18 protein-coding genes are annotated in these 17,800 nt (G+C 62.4%); 6 read left to right on the top strand and 12 right to left on the bottom strand.

Annotation, left to right across the window (positions count from 1 at the left end; all coding sequences use genetic code 11):
• Positions 1 to 11: 11 nt before the first annotated feature.
• On the top strand, positions 12 to 377 hold the full coding sequence (locus ACFPN2_RS18195) for a hypothetical protein (protein WP_380599023.1): 366 nt from the start codon (positions 12 to 14) through the stop codon (positions 375 to 377).
• 7 nt (positions 378 to 384) lie between these two features.
• Here the strand turns inward: ACFPN2_RS18195 and ACFPN2_RS18190 are convergent, their stop codons facing one another.
• The 6 genes from ACFPN2_RS18190 to ACFPN2_RS18165 all read right to left on the bottom strand — a co-directional run bounded on the left by ACFPN2_RS18190 (position 385) and on the right by ACFPN2_RS18165 (position 6,001).
• A complete protein-coding gene (locus tag ACFPN2_RS18190) occupies positions 385 to 1,038 on the bottom strand; it encodes a hypothetical protein (protein ID WP_380599021.1) in 654 nt (217 codons plus the stop codon).
• 1 nt (position 1,039) lies between these two features.
• Positions 1,040 to 1,663, bottom strand: a complete 624-nt coding sequence (locus tag ACFPN2_RS18185) for a hypothetical protein (protein WP_380599019.1) — start codon at positions 1,661 to 1,663, stop codon at positions 1,040 to 1,042.
• 189 nt (positions 1,664 to 1,852) lie between these two features.
• Positions 1,853 to 3,145: a putative porin gene (locus tag ACFPN2_RS18180; RefSeq protein WP_380599017.1), complete on the bottom strand. Its 1,293-nt coding sequence runs from the start codon at positions 3,143 to 3,145 to the stop codon at positions 1,853 to 1,855.
• A gap of 257 nt (positions 3,146 to 3,402) precedes the next feature.
• On the bottom strand, positions 3,403 to 3,723 hold the full coding sequence (locus ACFPN2_RS18175) for an RNA recognition motif domain-containing protein (RefSeq protein ID WP_129776640.1): 321 nt from the start codon (positions 3,721 to 3,723) through the stop codon (positions 3,403 to 3,405).
• Between the two features lie 383 nt (positions 3,724 to 4,106).
• Positions 4,107 to 4,811 (bottom strand): HAD family hydrolase, encoded by a 705-nt coding sequence (locus tag ACFPN2_RS18170; RefSeq protein ID WP_380600171.1) that lies wholly within the window; start codon positions 4,809 to 4,811, stop codon positions 4,107 to 4,109.
• Positions 4,811 to 6,001, bottom strand: coding sequence for an O-succinylhomoserine sulfhydrylase (locus ACFPN2_RS18165; protein ID WP_380599015.1), 1,191 nt, complete (start codon positions 5,999 to 6,001; stop codon positions 4,811 to 4,813). The genes ACFPN2_RS18170 and ACFPN2_RS18165 overlap by 1 nt, the downstream gene beginning before the upstream one ends.
• A gap of 92 nt (positions 6,002 to 6,093) precedes the next feature.
• Between ACFPN2_RS18165 and ACFPN2_RS18160 the strand changes: the two genes are divergently transcribed.
• From ACFPN2_RS18160 to ACFPN2_RS18150, 3 genes are all read left to right on the top strand, one after another.
• A complete protein-coding gene (locus ACFPN2_RS18160; protein WP_380599013.1) occupies positions 6,094 to 6,732 on the top strand; it encodes a glutathione S-transferase family protein in 639 nt (212 codons plus the stop codon).
• 118 nt (positions 6,733 to 6,850) lie between these two features.
• On the top strand, positions 6,851 to 8,035 hold the full coding sequence (locus ACFPN2_RS18155; RefSeq protein WP_380599011.1) for an FIST signal transduction protein: 1,185 nt from the start codon (positions 6,851 to 6,853) through the stop codon (positions 8,033 to 8,035).
• Between the two features lie 47 nt (positions 8,036 to 8,082).
• Positions 8,083 to 10,152, top strand: a complete 2,070-nt coding sequence (locus ACFPN2_RS18150) for a S9 family peptidase (RefSeq protein ID WP_380599009.1) — start codon at positions 8,083 to 8,085, stop codon at positions 10,150 to 10,152.
• Between the two features lies 1 nt (position 10,153).
• Here the strand turns inward: ACFPN2_RS18150 and ACFPN2_RS18145 are convergent, their stop codons facing one another.
• The 3 genes from ACFPN2_RS18145 to ACFPN2_RS18135 are packed head-to-tail and all read right to left on the bottom strand — an operon-like array spanning position 10,154 to position 13,680.
• A complete protein-coding gene (locus ACFPN2_RS18145; RefSeq protein ID WP_380599007.1) occupies positions 10,154 to 11,188 on the bottom strand; it encodes a D-alanine--D-alanine ligase family protein in 1,035 nt (344 codons plus the stop codon).
• The gene (locus tag ACFPN2_RS18140) at positions 11,185 to 12,246 is read right to left on the bottom strand and encodes a putative zinc-binding metallopeptidase (protein ID WP_380599005.1); all 1,062 of its coding nucleotides are present in this window, start codon (positions 12,244 to 12,246) and stop codon (positions 11,185 to 11,187) included. Before ACFPN2_RS18140 ends, ACFPN2_RS18145 begins: the two co-directional genes overlap by 4 nt.
• A gap of 3 nt (positions 12,247 to 12,249) precedes the next feature.
• The gene (locus ACFPN2_RS18135; RefSeq protein ID WP_380599003.1) at positions 12,250 to 13,680 is read right to left on the bottom strand and encodes an ADP-ribosylglycohydrolase family protein; all 1,431 of its coding nucleotides are present in this window, start codon (positions 13,678 to 13,680) and stop codon (positions 12,250 to 12,252) included.
• Between the two features lie 120 nt (positions 13,681 to 13,800).
• Here ACFPN2_RS18135 and msrB point away from each other — a divergent pair, with 120 nt between their 5' ends.
• The gene (msrB, locus tag ACFPN2_RS18130; RefSeq protein WP_380599001.1) at positions 13,801 to 14,274 is read left to right on the top strand and encodes a peptide-methionine (R)-S-oxide reductase MsrB; all 474 of its coding nucleotides are present in this window, start codon (positions 13,801 to 13,803) and stop codon (positions 14,272 to 14,274) included.
• Between the two features lie 22 nt (positions 14,275 to 14,296).
• Here msrB and ACFPN2_RS18125 read toward each other — a convergent pair whose 3' ends face one another.
• Positions 14,297 to 14,824, bottom strand: coding sequence for a TIGR00645 family protein (locus ACFPN2_RS18125; protein ID WP_380598999.1), 528 nt, complete (start codon positions 14,822 to 14,824; stop codon positions 14,297 to 14,299).
• A gap of 116 nt (positions 14,825 to 14,940) precedes the next feature.
• Between ACFPN2_RS18125 and ACFPN2_RS18120 the strand changes: the two genes are divergently transcribed.
• Positions 14,941 to 16,233 (top strand): ATP-binding protein, encoded by a 1,293-nt coding sequence (locus ACFPN2_RS18120; protein ID WP_380598998.1) that lies wholly within the window; start codon positions 14,941 to 14,943, stop codon positions 16,231 to 16,233.
• An 8-nt stretch (positions 16,234 to 16,241) separates the two neighbouring features.
• On the opposite strand, the gene ACFPN2_RS18115 is transcribed toward ACFPN2_RS18120, so the two are convergent.
• Positions 16,242 to 17,108 carry a hypothetical protein gene (locus tag ACFPN2_RS18115; protein WP_380598996.1) on the bottom strand — a complete coding sequence of 289 codons (867 nt, stop codon included), beginning with the start codon at positions 17,106 to 17,108 and terminating at the stop codon, positions 16,242 to 16,244.
• Positions 17,105 to 17,782, bottom strand: a complete 678-nt coding sequence (locus ACFPN2_RS18110; protein ID WP_380598994.1) for an RNA polymerase sigma factor — start codon at positions 17,780 to 17,782, stop codon at positions 17,105 to 17,107. The genes ACFPN2_RS18115 and ACFPN2_RS18110 overlap by 4 nt, the downstream gene beginning before the upstream one ends.
• Positions 17,783 to 17,800 lie beyond the last annotated feature (18 nt).

The following is a 17,800-nucleotide window of genomic DNA, read 5'->3' as shown; positions in this document are numbered from 1 at the left end:
TGAATGACGATTTGAAAAAACTGGGTCTCCGTCTGCGGCCGAGAGTGGTCGAGCCTGCGAAGCAGCCGGGGCGCATTGCCTTCGACGAGCGCGGTAACGCCGTTTATGCCTGGAACGACGATCGCTTCAGCGAAGATGGCGAGCAAGGCGAGCGTGCGCGCCGTAAAGCGCTCGATCATCCCGGCCTGTCGTTCGTGGAAGACGAGCTGCCGGCCAATACGCCGATCCAGAACAACGCCAAGGGCACGCGCATGGGCTACAACCCGTACGAGAGCGGCCTGCTGAAGCGCAAGCCGACCGCGCCCAAGCGCGACCTGCGCGAGCTGTCGAAGTGGATCGAGATGAAGAAGAAGGTCGGCGAGAAGCGCGGCGACTGACGGCGGCTCACACCGCCAGCTGACGAATCTTCTCCTGATGTCCGCAGCGGAAGAAGCGGCGCAGCTCAGCGAGCCACTTCTCCGGCTGCGAGCGCCGCGGATGCAGATAGCGCTGATCCAATGACCGGCAGTACCGGGCCGCGTGGCGATTCGCTTCTTCGTAGCGACGCCGGCTGATCTCATCCAGCTGCGGCAGAAAACTCACTCCACTGAACATCCGCGCATGGAGCGCGCCGGGGAACGCACCCGCGCGTTGCTGCGTGATCAACGCCAGCGCCGTGGCGTACTTGTCCACCTCGGCCTGCAACTCCAGCTCCAATAGCGATACCGGCCGGCCCCGGGCCAGGCTCCAGATCAAGTAATGGAAATGACTGACGCCTTCGAGCGCCGTGCAGAAGTCGTGCAGGTTGCCTTCATCGAGCGCGTCCAGCGGATCGTGACGTTGCAGACGCTCGAGCACGCGCTCGTCGATGAACAGGCCGATGCGCACGCCCCCGTCTTCCTGCACCACGAACACCTGCTCGTCGCTGATCGGTTCGCGCTGCTCGCCGACGACCTCGCGCAGGCGTTGCGGATCGCTGATCAGAAAATCTTCGGCGTCGTGCTCGACGGGTGCGTCGTACAGTCGGGTCAGAAGCGACTGCATTTGACGCAGCAGCATGTCAGTGCTCCTTTCTCCCGGCATTCACTGGCGCCACGCCCAGCCGTTGCAGGATCGCGAACGCGCGCGGGCTGCCGGTCTTCAGCCAGATCTCGTACAGACGCAGGATGTCCTTGTCGGTGTGCTGATAGGCCATCTCGGCCACATCGTTGAGCACATCCACCAGACTCTGAAACTTTTTCGCCAGCTCCAGGAACACTGCCGCGAACGCCTGGCCGCGAATCGAGTAACGCATGTTATCGGCGAGCGTGCCGTACGCGCGGCCGCCCATGGCGATGTGATAATCGATGTCGATGAGTTTGCGCGCGAAGCTTTGCGCGAAGAAACCGGCGATGAACAAAGAAACATCGCCCAAGCGACGCAGCGCTTCGTCACGCTGCTGGGTGGATTGCGCAGCGGATGCATCCGCCAGCATATGCGCGAGCGGCTTGAGCCGCACGCCTTCGGAAGTCCGCTCGTACAGCTCTTCGGAGCGCGCGAACATGGTCAGGACGTTCACCACGTAGTGTTCGGTGTGATCGTCCACGTCCACACGCTGGTTACGCAGCGCCTTCTGCACCGAGTCGTGAAAGAACTCGCGCAGATTGGGAACCGCCACTACCGTTCCTAGGCCATCTTCACTCATCGCCAGGCACCTCGTGCATGACCGCTTACCAGGATATCGGCTACCGCCGTCAGGAATTTAATCCATGACTCTTAGATACGGTTCCCGGCAGCGAGTTCGCAATAAGACTTTGGATGCATCTGGCGCGTTTTGTGAGAAAGTTCCCTTAGCACTCGCCGGCGATGTTTGCTAATCGCCGGCGGCCAGTGCTCAGAATCGGGTATTGAAATCGAACATGAAGCGATCGAAATCGTACTCGGTGCCGACATCCTTGTTGTTGACGTTCTTGAAATAGGTCGCGTTCAACACCCAGTTCCTGGCCGGCGCATAGCCCGTGCGCAACACCCAGCCATCGGCATCCGACAGGCCGCCGCCGAAATCGGAATCGATATGTTGTGCGAACAACGCGTCCTTCTCGATCAGCTGATAAGCGAGGCCGGTTTCCCACGTGCCCGGACTCGACGCTTTGCCGACCATCGTCCCCATCGTGTACGCGGTGTCATAGACGGCATCGAGGTTGCGAGCGACGTCGGCCCACACCTGCAACGGCAGCTCGCCGACCTTGGTGTTGTATTCCGCGCCGAGACTCACGACCTGGAAGTCATAAGCGAGACCTTCGGTCGGCGCAGTGAGCGAGTTGCCGTTCGAGGAACCGTTGTAGAACGGGCGACGACCTTTGGCTGCGGCGACATCGTAGTACGAGGCCATGACCACCAGACTGTTGCCGCCGAGATCGAAACGATTGCCCAGCTGCAGGCCATACATCTTGGTGTCGGTAGTGGTCGTCACCGTGGCGGTGGCCGGCACGTTCTCTTCGATCCAGTAACTCCACGCCGAGCCGAACAGTGAGCCGGTGCTATAGGTCAGCGCGATGCCTTCGGGATTGATGTCGTTGTCCCAGAACAAGCTCTGGCCCGGACGCGCGAACGGCATCTTCATCTTGCCGGCGATGAAATGCGCGTTGTCGGCGAACGTCCAATCGAAATAGGCGAGATCGAGATATAACGACTTGCGCGAGAACTCACCGTCGAGCTGCACATTCGCGCCACGCGGATTGCCGGGCGCGGACGACGTGGCGACGCCGATCGCAGCAACGATGTTGTCGTTAACTTTCGCTTCCACACCGAGCCGTGCGCGCAGCAGATCTTCATCGCGCTTGGCGCTGGCGCTGTCATCGTCGGTGATCTGGTGACGATAGCGAACATCGCCTTTGACCACGACGCGGTTCGGCCAATCGGCGGCCTTCACCGCGGGCGGCGTCAGCTTGTCCGCGCTCTGATGATTGCTGGCGGCGATTTGTTTGCTGACCTGTTCGGTCTGCGCCTTGAGCTGATCGTTCTCGGCTTTGAGCGAATCGTTCTCGGCCTCGAGCTTGTCGACTCGCTGCATGAGACTTTGTAACTGCGAGCGGATCTGCGCGATTTCGTCGTTCGATGCGGCGTGGGCCGCGGAGCCCACACTCAGGGCGGCGGCAGCGGCTGCCGCGAAAAAGGGATGCTTCACTACGTTCTCCGGTAAGACCTGTGCGTGCAGGGCCGGACGTCATACATCCGTAACACAACTGCAACAATACGAATGGTTTACCGGGTTGTAACCGCGCGTCATGCGGCGGCGCCTGATGCGGCCGGTTATGTGAATTGGCTCGCACCGGTTTTGTGACGCCGCTCACAAAAGAGCGGCCCAAAAAGAAAAACCCCGGGGTATTGCTACCCCGGGGCCTCTCATACAAGCGAAGCTAGCTTCGTTGTGGTGCCCGCTTATTACCAGCGGCCGCCACCGCCGCCGCCGCCGCCCGGGCCACGGGGACCACGGCCGCCGCCGCCGCCGCCACCACCGCCCTGACGCTCCTGCGCTTCATTGACGCGCAGGGGACGACCGCCCATGTCCTTGCCATTCAAGGACTGGATGGCGCGCTGTGCGTCGGCACGCGGCATTTCCACGAAGCCGAAGCCGCGAGGACGACCGGTTTCACGGTCGTTGATCAGGGCGACGGACTCGACGGTGCCGTGAGCTTCAAACAACTGGCGAACCTGGTCCTCGTTTGCCGAGAACGGCAGGTTACCCACATAGATCTTTGTCATAGCGATACAGTCTCTCTGAAAAAGCCTCGAGCGCGATCCCCCTGCTGGGAAATATCATCACTGCGAGGCCTGGTTACATACGGGCTCCGCCCCTGCACTCCCCAGTCGTTCCTGACTCAAGTTCATGCGGTTTAGGTCCCAGGCCTACGTTCGCGGTCTCGTCGGATTTTTCAGAAGTTGGCCGAAAAAGGGGTCGTCAATGACCCGGCTGGCCAAGCCAGAGAAAAAAGCGGGCAAAGGCACAACGAACGGCGCGGAATGTACGCCAATCAAAGAGTCAAGGCAATCGTCGACAAGGCCCGCAGGTCCTTGAAAATAGGGATACAACGGCGAATGTATCGGGTGCGCAGCGCACCCAGATGGACCGTCCTGCGCAAACTGGCTCAGGGCCGCAGTCCCAACAGGGTGCCGAGCTCATGCAAGGTTCGCACTGTATGCACCGGCGCCCCGAATTCGGCCGGCCATAGGAACTCGCCGCGGTTGATCCAGACCGGGTGCATACCGGCGGCCCGTGCCCCGACCACGTCGAGGGCCGGATCGTCGCCCACATACACAACCTGTTGGGGTGTCAGACCCGTTCCTTCGATTACCTTGTGGAACAACAACGGATCGGGCTTCAACGCCCCGACCTCCCGGGCGGCCAGGCAACGCTCGAAATAATGCGCCAGACCGATGCGTTTTAGATCGGCATTGCCGTTACTGGCAGTGAACAATCGGAAATGCGGCTTGAGCCAATCCAGCCCCGGGCGCACATCGTCGTAGAGCACCACTTCGTTGCGCGCCTGGGCGAAAGCCTCGAATGCCTCGTCCGCCATGGCCTCGGCATAGCCGAACTCCCGGGCATGATCGGCCAGGGTCTGCCGGCGCAAAAAAGTGAAGTCATGCGCCATTTGGGGGTAGGCCTGCGCCGTTTCCTGGCGGGCTTTGCGCAACATCTCGACCGTCATGGCCGCGGTCACCCGCGGGTACTTGAGCGCCAGGAAGTCGTACATGGCCTGTTCGGCGCGCTCGATCACCGGCATCACGTCCCAGAACGTGTTATCGAGGTCGAAGCAAATACCGCGAACGGCGGACAGGTCGCCCGCCATCACGCCGCCACCGCGCGGACTGCGGCGAGGCCCCGCTCCAGATCGGTTTGGATATCGCGCACATCTTCCAGGCCCACCGAAATGCGCAACAACCCTTCGCCGATACCGGCGCGCTCCCGCTCAGCGGGACTGATGCGCGAATGCGTCGTCGTCGACGGGTGAGTGATCGTGCTCTTGGCGTCGCCGAGATTCGCGGTGATAGACAGCAATTGCGTCGCATCGACAAAGGCCCAGGCGCCTTTGCGGCCGTGCTCGACATCGAATGCAATGATGCCGCCGAAGCCGCTCTGTTGACGCTTCGCAAGCGCGTGTTGCGGATGCGACTCCAACCCCGAGTAGTAAACCTTGCTCACGCCCGGCTGCCCTTCCAGCCAGCGCGCCAGTTGCAACGCCGCGGCCGAGTGCGCACGCATGCGCAGCTCCAATGTTTCCAACCCTTTCAGGAACACCCAGGCATTGAACGGGCTCATGCTCGGGCCGGTGGTGCGCAGGAAACCGAAAATATCCTTGCCGACCAGCTGCTCGCTGCCGAGCACCGCGCCGCCCACGCAACGCCCCTGCCCGTCCAGATATTTGGTGGCCGAATGAATCACCAGGTCCGCGCCCAGCTCGAACGGCTTCTGCAGTGCCGGCGTGCAGAAACAATTGTCGACCACGAACAGCACGCCGCGCTCGTGCGCGATGTCGGCAATGCCGCGAATGTCGGCGATCACCGAGAGCGGATTCGACGGCGTCTCGACGAAGAACAGTTTGGTGTTGCTCTTGATCGCACGGCGCCACGCATCGTTGTCGTCCGGGCGCACGTACGTCACTTCGACGCCGAACTTCACCAGATAACGATTGATCAGCGCGATGGTCGAGCCGAACACGCTATCGGAACAAACGATGTGATCGCCCGCTTTCATCAGCGTCATGCAAGTGGCGAGAATCGCCGCCATGCCCGAGCCGGTCGCGACACAGGAGGCCGCGCCTTCCATGGCCGCGAGCCGCTCTTCGAAGCAACGCACGGTGGGATTGGTGAAGCGGGAATAAATATTGCCCTTCACGCTCTCATCGAACCGCGCGGCCGCATCGGCGGCGCTGGCGAACACATAGCTCGAGGTAGTGAAGATGGGCTCGGAATGCTCGCCTTCATGCGTCCGAGTCTGGCCCGCGCGGACCGCGAGTGTGGCAAGGTGATGTTCAGACATGGTCAACGACGGTTTACTAAATCTCGGTGGACGGGATACGGTGGCTGCCGCATTCTGACCAGTCATCGCTCATTAGTCATTATTCCCTTCCCATGCTTACCCTAGTCATCGGCAACAAGAATCTGTCGTCCTGGTCGCTACGTCCCTGGCTGGTGCTGAAGCATTTCGACCTAGCCTTCGAGGAAGTGAAGCTGCCGCTCGACACGCCCGAATTCCACCGCGACATCGTGAAGTATTCGCCGACCCGGCGGGTGCCCCTGCTGATTGACGGCGAGCTGAAGATTTGGGACTCGCTGGCCATCGCCGAATACCTCAACGAGAAGGTGCAGGGTCGCGCCTGGCCCGCAGACGCCGCCACACGGGCGCTGGCACGCGCAGTGAGCGCCGAGATGCATTCAGGCTTCGCGGCCTTGCGCACCAACTGGTCGATGAAGGCCGTCGGCACCGCTACCGTGCCGCTGCCTGCGCAAGGCGTAGCGGATGTGGTTCGCGTCCAGGAGCTGTGGCACGACTGTCGTTCGCAATTCGCGCAACGTGGCCCATGGCTGTTCGGCGAATACTCGATTGCCGATGCGATGTACGCGCCGGTGGCCCTGCGCTTCCGCCACTACGGCGCGACGTTCTCCAGCCCGATCGCCCAGGCCTATCAGCAGCAACTGGTCCAGGACCCACACATGCAGGAGTGGATTGCCGAGGCTCAGGTGGAAGTGAACACGCACTTCGGTACTTAACCGAGTCGGTAAATATCGCTCATCGTCGAGCCCGATATCGCAGCGGCGATTGCAGAATGGCATTTAACGAAAGAATGCCTAGAATCGAGCGCTCGACTCGCATTCAAGCAGGACAGCTATGCGCTGGGCATCCGCCGTCGACACCGATAATTCCTTGCGGGCCGCAGTGGAGCATGCCGCTGAGACCGTGTTCCTGGGGCTGGGCCGACAGGAGCCGGATCTGGCGATCGTGTTCGTGAGCTCGGAGCACTCGGCGCACTTCGACGCCGTGCCCGCCCTGCTCCAGCGCGAGTTCGAAAACGTCTTCATCTTCGGCTGTTGTGGCGGCGGCGTGATCGGCGGCGGTCGCGAGATCGAGGATCGTCCCGCTTTTTCCTTGACCGGCGCGGTGTTGCCCGGCGTGCGGCTGAAAGGGACGCATCTCGATGCGGCCCAGGTGCCGCCGGTTTACGCCGAAGCACGCGCGTGGGAAGACGCACTCCGCATCACCGCCAGCCAGCAGCCTTCGTTCCTGATGCTGGCCGATCCCTTCAGTTTCGAGGCCGAGACCTTCATCCGGGGCCTGGACCGGATTTATCCGCTCGCGCCGAAGATCGGCGGCCTGGCGAGCGGCGCACGGCAAGTGGGCGGCAGCGCGTTGTATCTGGGCAACCAGGTTTACCACTCGGGCTGTATCACGCTCGCGCTCACCGGCAACATCGATATCGACATGGTGGTCGCGCAAGGCTGCCGGCCGATCGGCGATCCCATGTTCGTCACGTCGGCGCACGAGAATCTGATCCGCGAGCTCGACGGCCGCTCGCCTCGGGATGTGCTGTCCGCGCTGTTCGAGCGCCTGCCCGCGCCGGATCGTGAGTTGTTCAGTCAATCGCTGCATCTCGGCATGGCGATGCGAACCGACGCCAGTGAGTTCAGTGCGGGCGATTTTCTGATTCGCGGCATCCTCGGCATGGATCCGCAAAGTGGCGCGCTGTGGGTCAGCGCCAATGTGCCGTCGAACAGCGTGATCCAGTTTCATCTGCGCGATGCCGCCACATCGGCCATCGACCTCGAGCGCACGCTGACCGCTTACCGGGCCTCGCACCTGGTCGCGCCGGATTCCGGAGCGCTGCTGTTCTCCTGCCACGGCCGAGGGATCGGCTTGTACGGTCAGGCCGACCACGACAGCAATGCGTTCCGCCGCCTGGTCGCCGACCTGCCCATCGGCGGCTTCTTCTGCGACGGTGAGTTCGGGCCCATTCAGAACTCCACCTTCCTGCACAGCTATACCAGCGCCTTCGCCGTCATCCACGAGAAGAAATAAGCTCCCTCTTCTATACTCCCGCCCTTTCTCCGTGCTGGAGTCCTTGAATGCGTCAGTCGTTGGCCCCTGCCGCCGGTGTGTTGTCCGCTTGTTTGCTGATGCCGCTCGGCGCGCATGCCGCTCCCCATCCCTTTACCGTCGACGATCTGGTCCGCATGCAACGCGTGTCCGACCCGGCGCTGTCACCCGATGGCCGTACCGTGGTCTACACGGTGCGCGAGACCGATCTGCCGGCGAACCGCGGCCGCACCGATCTTTGGTCGCTCGATTTATCAACCAAAGGCGCACAGCCCCGCCGCCTGACCACCCATCCTGACAGCGACAGCTCGGCAGAATGGTCCGCCGACGGTCGCGAGATTTATTTCCTATCCTCGCGCAGCGGCTCCAGCCAGGTGTGGCGTCTGCCGGCGAACGGCGGCGAAGCGATTCAAGTAACCGCCCTGCCGCTCGACGTAGGCTCGTTCCGCCTGGCCAGCAATGCCGGCCGCATCGCCGTGACGCTGGAAGTCTTTGCCGATTGCAGCGACCTGCCTTGCACCGTCGATCGGCTCAAGCAAACCAAAGACGCGAAAGACAGCGGCGAGGTCTATGACCGCCTGTTCGTGCGCCATTGGGACACCTGGGCCGACGGCCGCATCTCACAGTTGTTCGTAATGAAGCTGAGCAATGGCGTTGCCACCGAGCCCGTGTCCGTGAGCAAGGCACTCGACGCCGACGTGCCGTCGAAGCCGTTCGGCGACGCCACCGAATATACGTTCTCGCCCGATGGCTCCAAGCTGGTGTTCTCGGCCCGCCTCAAGGGCAAGTCCGAGCCGTGGTCGACCAACTTCGATTTGTATGAAGTCGGCGCCGATGGCAGCGGCCTGCGCAACCTGACTGAAGACAATCCGGCCTGGGACACGCAGCCGATCTACTCCCGTGACGGCACCCAGCTCGCCTGGCGCGCGATGGAACGAGCCGGCTTCGAAGCCGATCGTTTCCACATCGTGCTGCTGGATCTGAAGAGCGGTCAGCGCCGCGCGCTCACCAAAGACTGGGATCGTTCCGTCGACGCCATGGCGTTCGCCAACGACGGCAAGACCTTGTATGCGACCACCGATCATTTCGGCCAGCATCCGTTGTGGTCGGTCGATGTGAAGACCGGCAAGCCCACCATGCTGACCGGTCCGGGACGCATCGAAAGCTTCAGCGTCGGCGAGAAAGAAATCGTGCTCGCGACCTCGTCGCTGAAATCGCCGGCGGAGCTGCAATCGCTGACCATCAAGGGCGGCGACCTGCGCGCCCTGCCTCGCATGAACGAAGCCGCGCTGGCCGACATCAAATTCGGCGAGCCCGAGCAGTTCACCTTCATCGGCGCCGAGGGCGCGACGGTGTACGGGCATGTGATGAAGCCTGCGAACTACAAGCCCGGCACGAAATATCCGGTGGCCTTCATCATCCACGGCGGCCCGCAGGGCTCGTTCGGCAACTCCTGGAGCTATCGCTGGAATCCGCAGACCTATGCGGGCGCGGGCTACGCGTCGGTGTTCATCGATTTCCACGGCTCGACCGGTTACGGCCAGGCGTTCACCGATTCGATCAGCCAGGACTGGGGCGGCAAGCCGCTCGAGGATTTACAGAAGGGTCTCGAAGCCGCGCTCGGCAAGTATGACTGGCTGGACAGCTCGCGCATGTGCGCGCTCGGCGCCTCGTACGGCGGTTATATGATCAACTGGATCGCCGGCAACTGGGCCGAGCCGTTCAAGTGCCTGGTCAATCACGACGGCGTGTTCGACGCGCGCGGCATGGCCTACTCCACCGAAGAACTGTGGTTCACGGAATGGGAGCAAGGCGGCATCGCTTGGGAAGTGCCGGAGAACGTCGAGAAGTTCAACCCGGTGAATCATGTCGCGAAGTGGAACAAGCCGATGCTCATCATCCACGGCACGCGCGATTATCGAATCCCGTATGCGCAGGGGCTCTCGGCATTCACAGCGCTACAACGCAAGGGCATTCCCAGCCGCCTGTTGATGTTCCCGGACGAGAACCATTGGGTGCTCAAGCCGAACAACAGCATCCGCTGGCACCACGAAGTGGAGCAGTGGCTGAATCAATGGACTGGCAAGAGCGCCGAGTGATCTATTCTTCGTCGGCGCGCCAGGCCGCTTGATAGTTGTTGCCGACGCGGATGATTTGTTCCAGCAACGCGGGGTAGTCGAGCCCCGCGGCCAGCGCGGACTCGGCGAAGTCCTCCTCGCGGCTGATGTTCGGATTGCAGTTGGCTTCCAACACGAACACGCTGCCGTCCGGCCGCATCCGGAAATCCATGCGCGCATAGCCGCTCAGATACAGCGAGCGGAAGATACGTTTGGATAACTTGTCCAGATAAGCCCCGCACCCTTCGGGCAGGTTCTGCGCGACCCCAGTGCGGATGCCGTGTTTCTTCTGGTAACGGCGATCCCATTTCACCTTGCGGGTCGCGATGCCGGCCATCACATCCGGCAGGGTGCCGAAGTCCATCTCCCATACCGGCAAGGTGCGCAACCGGTCGTTGCCCAGCACGCCGACGTACAGCTCGCGGCCTTCGATATATTCCTCGATCAGCGCGTCCGAGTTGGTCTGTTCGTGGATGAACTCGATGCGTTCCTTCAACTTGTCGGCGTCCGGGACCACCGACGCTTGTGAGATGCCCAGCGACGCATCCTCGGTCACCGACTTCACGAACAAGGGAAACTTGAGTTTGCGCGGCAGCCGATAGCGCTGGCCCTTGCGAATGACCGCGAAGCCCGGCGTCGGGATGCGGTGATAGGAAAGAATCTGTTTGGAGAGCGCCTTGTCGCGCGAGATCATCATGCCGCGCGGGTTGCACCCGGTGTACGGCAGCTTCATCAGCTCCAGGAACGCGACCACGTACTGATCGTAAGTGACGATGCCCTGGAATTCCTCGAGCAGGTTGAACGCCACATCGGGCTTCCAGTCGGTGATGATGGAGCGCAGCTCGGAGAGGTTATCGCCCAGGCCGAGCGCCTTCACCTCGTGACCGGCCTTCTCCAGCGCCGCTTTCACATCGTATTCGGTCCTGAATTCGTCGATTTCCTTGTCACTGAGACCCTTGAGGCTGGCCGGCGGCACCAGACTCTCATGCATCAGCACCAGGACGCGACGTGGCTTCATAGTGTGTAGCGTTCGCGGTCGCGCCGCAGGATGTCGATCAAGATTCGCTCCAGTACGCCCAGCAACGCGCGCTTGGCCTCGTGTTTGGAAGTATCCACCACCAGATCCAGCTCACGGCAGCGTGCAATCACCGTCCTGAGCACATGATGCACGAGATATGGGTACAACCGCGAGCGTCGCATCAACCAACGTTCCAATTCCGGCCGGCTCTGCCGCACGAACGTACTTGCACGCACGCGCCGCCGCCCCTTGTGATGTTTGCCGAAGACCCGCTTCAATCGCAAGTCATAAGCATCGGGCGTGTCGAACTCATAACGGGCCCGCTTCAGGCGATAGTGCTCGGCCAGCGTGGTTTCGTTCTTGCTGATCGGCTCGATCAGCGAGCGATTCATCACGTGCGGCAACGTCCCGGACAGCTCGCCCATCAGCCGATCCACATACTCGAGCTTCTCGAGCGCGGGCCAGCCCTGATAGTCGCGGCGCCAGCGCGCCTTGGGCTGCATCCACACCGCGAACGTCTCGGCCCAGTCTTCCGTTGGATGGCTCTGCGCGTACCAGTGGCCCAGATGTAAGACGAAGTCACGACTCGCCGGCCGCGGCCGATACACGTTTGGATAGCGCCGATCCGGGTCGCCGAAAGCCTCGCGCCATTCCTTGCGGCGGCGAATGCGGTAAGCGTTGTCGAGCGCATGCGCGAACTCGTGACGCATGATGCGGGTCAGCCAGTTGGCATTGCCGCCCTCCACCTCGTCCATCATCTTGCGTTCCAGACGCATCAGCCGCGGGTGCGCCATATAAAACGCAATGGCGATGCCGGGCACGCCGTCGGGAGAGAACCATTCTTCGGACAGCCACACATGCGGCGCGAACAGGATGCCGCGGCGGCGCAGATCGCGACGGATCCGGCGGATGTGACTATCGATGACCGTATGCCGCAGCGTCAGCCGCAGGTCACAGAAACGTTTCTGTAACAACTCCTCGTCGGACAGCCGCGTCCAGGCGGGCTCGCGAGAACGAACGCGACGTCGAGCTTGAGGACGCTTCTTCCGAGTCGCCATCGCTCAATGCATCAAGTGACGCGCGACCGAACGCAACCCGGCTTCTTCGGGCAGTTGCCGCTGCAGTTCGGGAGGGATGGCGTTGCTGCCATGATAGGCGCCCACCAGAGCACCACAGAGCGCGGCCGCCGCCGGTGCCGCTCGCGACGATGTGAGCACTCGAATCAAAGCATCGTGCAATGTCTTCGCCGCCCCGAATGCATCCAGCGCGACGCACGTCACCGCCAACGCGTCGCTCGCATCGGCGCAAGGCTTCGAGCCCCGCCCCTCGATCAGCTGCTTGACCGGCGCCTTGAGCTGCCGCTGACGAACCAGTTGCATGGCCGGGCCAGCGAAGCTCAGCAATGTTTGTTTATCGACACCCGCAAACGCGTCGACGAACAGCGCCGCCCAGACCCGGCACAGGTCCAGCACGACCGGCGACTGCTGCGTGGTGCGCGACGCTTCAACGGCGGTGTCGATCGCCGCCTGTGCATCGCTGCGAAGAAACATCGCAACCGCCAGCGTGCGTGGCAGTGAATGTGGATCCAGATTGGCGGGATCGTGCGAGCCGGCGAGCTTCTTTCTCGACCATTGCCAACCGGCCAGCGCCCGCCGCACGTCCGGCGGCACGCCGATATTGCCGACGCTTTGGCTCCAGGCCAGATAGCGTTGCATCTGATCGTCGGTATCGCTGCCGCCCTTCGCCAACAGACTCTCGGCCAGCGCTCGCGTCATGGCCGTGCTCGCGCCGGTTACCAGCGCGCCGGTATCGCGCAGGCCGCCGCCAGCCGCGAGGGTCGCGGCGTCGAAATTACTGTTGGCGACCATGCTGCCCAACGCGTCGCCAATGGCCAGGCCGACGATGCTGGCTTCGTAACGCGCCAACACATCGACGTCAGTGCCCGGCGTCGCCGGCTCGCGCCATTGCCGGACGAACTCGACCTGCTCGTCGGTCTCGGGAATGGTGGGCCAGCGGCGCGACCGGCCGCTCTGTTGCCACAAGTCCTGCAGCCGATCGAGTGCCTCTTCGCTGCCGAGACCGCTACGAACCAGATGACACCCGATGGTCGTGCCGGTGCGCCCGATGCCGGCCCGGCAATGGACATACACACAACGACCGGCGGCCAGCTCGCCATCGATGAAATCCAGGATGCGCACCATGTGCGCGAACGACTCCGGCAAGCCGTGGTCCAGCACCGGCAACCGCCGGTGGCGAATCTGCTTCTCGCTGAGCTCGGCCAGTAACGGATCGTAGGGCGGCATTTCGCCCTCCTCGGTCAGATCGACGAAGCTGTTGACGCCCGCGTGCAATAGCTTCTGTACACGCTCGGTCGCTTCGGCGCGTGTCATCGACCCCGGATACTCACCGGCGAGCAGCTGCCCTGGGCGGACCCAATAGCTGTTCGGAATCGGCACCGAGGCGATGCCGACGGTGAATGGATCGGTACTCATGGGCGCAATGATAAAGGATGCGGTCGGCATAAAACCCTCGTCCCGACCGCTGCGTTCCCACCTTGACTTGGCGGCGACCGCCGCCAATTCTGCGAGACCGCCCACCTGAAGGACGCTCCCATGCCAAAGCCCAATGAACAGGCCACTACTTCCGCCAGCGGCTACGACCTGCGCCCGCTAGGCAACGCCGAGCGTGAACGGCTGGCGGCCTCGCTGAGCCCGGAAGAGCGCCACATCCTGCTGGATCACGGCACCGAACGGCCGTTTTGCGGGACTTTGCTGAACAACAAGCAGTCGGGGCTGTATGCCTGCCGGCTGTGCGGGCTGCCGTTGTTCCAGGCCAATGCCAAATTCGAGTCCGGCACCGGCTGGCCGAGCTTCTATCAGCCGTTCGATCCCGAGCACATCACCGAGCTGCGCGATATCAGCCACGGCATGATCCGCACCGAGATCCGCTGCCGCCGCTGCGACGGCCACCTCGGGCACGTGTTCCCCGACGGCCCGCCGCCGACCCATCAGCGCTATTGCCTGAACTCGGCGTCGATGGAGTTCTATCCGGACGGGCAGGAACCGGAACAGCACACGGCCGTCTGAGGCGGGGCCGATCGGGCGAGGTCTATGCCTCGCCCTGGTGATCGTGCTTGCCGTGTGACTTGGCAGTAATGCGATCAAGCACCCCCATCATCACTGCCGACACCACGAACGTGAGATGGATGATCACGTACCACAGCAGCGTGTTGCCTTTCTGGGCCAGCGCCGGCGTTTCCATGAAAGCGCGCAACAGATGAATCGATGAGATCGCGACGATGGACGACGCCACTTTCAGCTTGAGCGAATTGGCGTCGAGCTTGCCCAGCCAGCTCAACTTTTCGGTGCCTTCGTCCACATCCAGCGCCGACACGAAGTTCTCGTAGCCCGAGAACATCACCATGACGATCAGGCTGCCGACCAGCACCATGTCGACCAGGGCAAGCAGCATCAACACCATGTCCGCCTCGGCCATGAATGCCACGCCGGTCACCAGGTGGTACAGCTCCTGGAAGAACTTGATGCCCAGCGCGACCAGCGCCAGCGACATGCCCAGATAGACCGGCGCCAGAATCCAGCGGCTGGCAAACAACAACTTTTCGATCGTCTTTTCCATTGCTCCATTCCGGGCCTGCGGTACCGATGGGGATTCTACCGTATGACCCGCTGAACGTATTGGATGTCGCGCCGGTCAAGGGTAGAGTCGGCTCGACCTCGCACCTCAGAGGCGGCATGAGCGCAGAAACTCAGCAGGGAGAAGGCAGCGGAAGCCCGGCTTCGTTCGAAGCGGCGCGCATGCAGCTGGCACGGCTGCACGCCAGCCCCGAGTCGCAACTGCGCGACTTGTGGTTACAACTGGCGGAGATCGCCGCTCGCACCTTGAATGTCGAGCGCGTCGGCGTGTGGATTCTGGTCGACGAAGATCGTGCCCTGCGCTGCCGATATCTATTGCAATTTTCCAGCCAGCAAGTGTTTCAAGGCGCGGTCCTGCGGGCGCAGGACTTTCCCAGTTATTTCCAGGCGCTGCAGCAGCAACGCACCATCGCCGCCGATACTGCGTTGGACGCGACCACGACAGGCGAGTTGGGACCGTCCTATCTCGAGCCTCTTGGTATCACGTCGCTATTGGATGCCCCCGTTTACGTCAGCGGCAAAGTCGCCGGTGTCGTTTGTCACGAACACATCGGCGCGCCGCGCACCTGGACTGAAGCCGAGAGCGATTTCGCTGCTACGGTTGCTGACACGATCGCGCGTGTTTATGGCGAATATGAGCATCGTCATGCTGAGACGGCGCTGGAAAGCTATCAACGCCACTTAATGGAACTGCACCGAATGGAAGCCCTCGGCCGCATGGCGGCGGGCGTCGCTCACGACTTCCGAGGAATTGTGAGTATCGCGCTGGGCTTCACTGAGCTGATCCGTCGCGTTCCCAATCTCGCCCCTCAAGCCGATCACTACGCCCAACGCGTCATCGACGCGCTTCAACGTGGGCAGACGCTCACGCAGGAAATCATGAGCTTCGGCAAGGACGACCCGGTCTCCCCTCGCGTCCTCGACGTCGGCGCGGCGTTGTCAAAGTGCTCTCACATGTTTCGTGTGCTGCTCGGCGCCGGCATCCGCCTTCGCGTTCGCAGCTCCGGCCCGGTGAGCCGCGTCTTCATGGACGCGTCGCAGTTCGAGCGCATGATGCTCAACCTCGTACTGAACGCCCGCGACGCCATGCCCTCCGGCGGCGATCTCGACATCGACTACGAAGACGCCATCGTCGGCGACGAAGATGACGAGCGTGCGACGTATGTCGCCATCTACGTCCGCGACAGCGGCGCGGGGATGGATGAGATGACTCGGCTCAATGCGTTCAAACCTTTCTTTACTACGAAGGGCGATCGGGGCACTGGGCTTGGATTGGTGATCGTCGATCAGATCGTCGCGCGGGCGGGTGGGAGAGTGAAGATCGATAGTGAGGTCGGGCGGGGGACGACGTTGCAGATTTATTTGCCAAGGATTGCGGGGGCGGTGAGATAGCCACGCGCCTACTTCTTCCCCTCCCGCGCAGCATCCGTCTCCGCCACCTCATAATCCGGAAATACCTCCCGGAACCGACGCCATTCCCGATCGGCTTCTTCTTGTTTGTTATCTTTCCGCAGCTGACGAATGTCTTTCAGCCACGCTTCCGGGTCCGTATACGTCTTCTTGATCGTCGCCATGTTGTCGACGGCGTTGGAACTGATCGGGCGTGAATAGCTCAGCACGGCCGTTGGTTGGGCACTGCGTTGAGCGGTGACCTGCTCTAGCGCTCGCGGCGCTTCTTCTCGCGCCGATTTCTTTCGCGACTCGTCAGCTGCAAACGCGGCTTTGTCATCTTGCTCGGACTTGGCGAGCTGCGCATCGATCGAAGCGTCCGCGGGTTCCCTTGCAACGATGCGCCCTTCCATCTCAGGGGCCGGAGCGGGAGCCGCAGCGGCGGGCTCCGGCATGATGGGCGCCGCATCTGCCAGCACCGGCGCGGACGACTGGACCGGATCGACGTAGACAACCGGTGGAGGGGTCTCCAACTTCGGCGGCGGAGGTGGTGAGCCGGCGGACTCCTCAATCATCCTTGTCTCAATCGGCGCTTGCGATGTCACCATCGTTTCATCTTTCAGACCGGTCTCGACCACGATAGAAACAACGAGCACCGCAGACGCCGCAACCGCCAGCGGCTTCGCCCAACGCATCCACGCCGGCGGCGACGGACGTTTGACCGCATCTTCCGCCTGACGAAGCACGAGACGATCGAGCGACGGCGGTACGTCCGCGCGGGGCAGCTGACGATATTGACGTGACACGCTGGAATCCCCCTTCAGGTATTCATCCAGCTGCTGGTCGTCCAGCAACGGCTTGTCGGTGGGTTCAGTCATGACACGCTCGACTGCAGAGTCGGAGATTGATGCTGGCGCAGCGCCCCGCGCAGCTTGGTTAACGCATAACGCAGGCGGCTCTTGGCCGTTTCCATGGCCACCCCGGTAATGCGTCCAATATCCTCCAGCCCAAGCCCGGTCTCTTCGTACAGAAGAAATACATCGCGCTGTTCTGCCGGCAATTCATCCAGGGCGCGCTTGAAATCCGCGCGCAGCTGAGCCTCGGCGAGCGCGGCATCGGGACTTTCATGACTCGGCCCGGACAGCTCGTCCGCCATTGCATCGACGTCCTGTGCACCTTTTTCCTGCGGGCGTCCGGCGCGCCGGAAGTAGTCGATCGCGCAGTTGTGCGCGATATGAAACAGGAACGTCGTGAACTTGGCCCGCGCTTCGTAGCGCTCGCGACTGGCGATCACCTTGCTCCACACCTCCTGAAACAAATCGTTCGCCACCTCCGGGCTCCGACACAGCCGCTGCAGGTAGCGATACAGCGCGCCCTTGTGGCGCTCGTAAAGCAGCTCGAACGCACGCACATCGCCCTTGCGATAACGAAGCATGAGCGTGGCGTCGTCCGGTGCCGACCCGATAGTCGACACCGTCGCGCCGACCGCACCGGTGACTTCGCCCGCCGCAGCCGACATCGGCTGCGGGCCAGGAATGGAAGGAAGATCCATGCAGCTAAGAATATCAGC

It is taken from the genome of Steroidobacter flavus (genome assembly GCF_042651805.1).
GTDB classification, from domain to species: domain Bacteria; phylum Pseudomonadota; class Gammaproteobacteria; order Steroidobacterales; family Steroidobacteraceae; genus Steroidobacter; species Steroidobacter flavus.
This window is presented reverse-complemented; position numbering and strand designations above follow the sequence as displayed.